Origin of the sequence: Rubrivirga sp. (genome assembly GCF_049648075.1) — a bacterium.
GTDB lineage: Bacteria > Bacteroidota > Rhodothermia > Rhodothermales > Rubricoccaceae > Rubrivirga.
The window spans coordinates 1-2,132 of sequence record NZ_JBARYR010000680.1; the positions used below are offsets into that span (position 1 = coordinate 1).

At 68.6% G+C, this 2,132-nt stretch carries 2 protein-coding genes and 1 pseudogene; all 3 read left to right on the forward strand.

The features are described from left to right. Nucleotides 1–393, forward strand: a pseudogene (locus tag WBA11_RS18160) (dihydroorotase); the annotation flags it as partial. Continuing rightward, a complete protein-coding gene (locus WBA11_RS18165) occupies nucleotides 390–1,214 on the forward strand; it encodes a macro domain-containing protein (protein WP_424522046.1) in 825 nt (274 codons plus the stop codon). The pseudogene WBA11_RS18160 and the gene WBA11_RS18165, both read left to right, overlap by 4 nt. A 40-nt stretch (nucleotides 1,215–1,254) precedes the next feature. Next, nucleotides 1,255–2,132: aminotransferase class V-fold PLP-dependent enzyme (locus WBA11_RS18170; RefSeq protein ID WP_424522047.1), on the forward strand; the 878-nt coding region annotated here is incomplete at its 3' end.

Consider the following 2,132-nt stretch of genomic DNA (forward strand, 5'->3'; position numbering starts at 1 on the left):
GACGGCACCATCGAGGTCATCGCCACCGACCACGCGCCGCACGCGGGCTACGAGAAGGAGGTCGAGGTTATCGAGGCCCCGTTCGGCATCCTGGGCCTGGAGACGTGCTGGCCCCTCACCGTCCGCGACCTGGTCCGGCCGGGCGTGATCGGCCTCGAGGACGCGCTCAGGATGCTGGCCGTGGCCCCACGCGAGGTCCTGGGCCTCGACGTCCCGGCCCTCGAGGTCGGCGCCGCGGCCAACCTGACCGTCTTCGACGCCGAGACCGAGTGGACGTTCGAGGAGCGCCACATCCAGTCGAAGTCGCACAACACGCCGTTCGTCGGCGAGCCGATGGTGGGGCGGGCGTGGGCCGTCGTCAACAACGGGCTGCTCGTCGAGGCCCAGGCATGACGTTCTACACCCAGCATCTCGTCCTCGAGGACGTTCCGAGCGTGGATGCGCGCCCAGGGGAGATCCTGCGGTTTGCCGCAGGAATTAGCGGGTACGCCGGCGTCGAGGCCGATTGGTTGAAGAAGCTTCTCACAGATTGGCACCGACACAGCGCGGCGATGTCGCTCGACGACATCCTACGAGTCTTGTACGTGTTGGGATCGATCGTCTCCAAAAAGGGAGGTCCATCTGGCCCGTACGACCAGAACCTGGAGGCGATGCGCCGCCTCATTGGCGACGTCCGGGCTCGTCTCGAGCGGCCCACCCTCGAGGTCTGGCGCGGCGACATCACCACCCTCGAGGTCGACGCGGTCGTCAGCGCGGCCAACGAGGCGTTGCGGGGAGGCGGAGGAGTGGATCGAGCGATTCACCAAGCCGCAGGGCCTGAACTGATCGAAGCGTGCCTCGCTATTCCCGAGGTTCGTCCCGAGGTCCGGTGCCCTCGGGGGCAGGCTCGCATCACGCCCGGCTTTCAGCTTCCGGCGCGGTGGGTGATTCACACCGTCGGACCGGTGTGGCACGGGAGGGACCGCGGCGAGAGCGGCACGTTGGCCGCCGCCTACCGGAGCTGCCTCCAGGTCGCGAGGGGCTATGGGCTGGAAACCGTCGCTTTCCCAGCGATATCGACAGGGATCTACGGAGCCGAAGCCGGCCGTGCGGCCGGGATCGCGGCGAGGACAATTCGCAAGTGGCAGGAAAGCCGGCCGCATCCGACCAAGGCCACGCTGGTCGCGTTCGACGACGAGACCGAGGACGCCTTGCGCGCGGCGGTCGGCGCGTAGCTCTTGTTCGTCCTCGAGGTCGGGTCTCCTATCTTCGAGCATGGACATCACGCCCGCCTCTCTCCGCGCCGACACGATCGGTTCCGACGCCGTCGTCGAGACGCCCTTCGGACGTCGCCCGTTGGTCTACGCCGATTTTACCGCGTCCGGTCGCCAGCTCCGGTCCATCGAGGACCAGCTGCTCGCGCTCGCGCCGTACTACGCGAACGCGCACACCGAGGACAGCCTGACCGGCCGGACGGCCACGACGCTGCTCCACGACGCCGAGACGGCCATCAAGGACGCCGTCCACGCGGGACCGGGCGGCAAGGTCGTATGCTGCGGCAACGGGTCGACCGGCGCGATCCACAAGCTCCAGGAGATCCTGGGCATCGCGATCCCGCCTGCCACGCTGCGCGACATCACGAACCGGTTGGCGTCGGCCGTCGGAGCGGAGACGGCCTCGAGGATAGCGCGCGACCTGCGCGAGCAAGGACCCGTCGTGTTCGTCGGACCCTACGAGCACCACTCGAACGAGGTCACCTGGCGAGAGGGGTTGTGCACCGTCGTCGAGGTCTGCCTCGATGACCACGGCCAGGTCTGCCTCGACGACCTCGAGGCCCAGCTCGCCGATCCCCGGTGGGAAGGGCGCCGCTTGATCGGGTCGTTCTCAGCGGCCTCGAACGTGACGGGGGTCATCGCGCCGGTCCACCAGATCGCCCGCGTGCTCCACGCCGCCGGAGCTCTCGCGCTGTTCGACTACGCGGCGGCTGGCCCGTACGTCGAGGTCGACATGATGCCCGACGACTCGGACGCACGGCTCGACGCCGTCTTCTTGTCGCCCCACAAGTTTCTGGGCGGTCCTGGCTCGGCAGGACTGCTCATCTTTGACGAGTCGCTGTACCCGCACGACCTGGCGCCGAGCGTCGGCGGCGGCGG

What these genes read in the sequence shown, in the direction of transcription:
- WBA11_RS18165 (WP_424522046.1), top strand. Translation starts at nt 390, where the DNA reads ATGACGTTCTACACCCAGCATCTCGTCCTCGAGGACGTTCCGAGCGTG.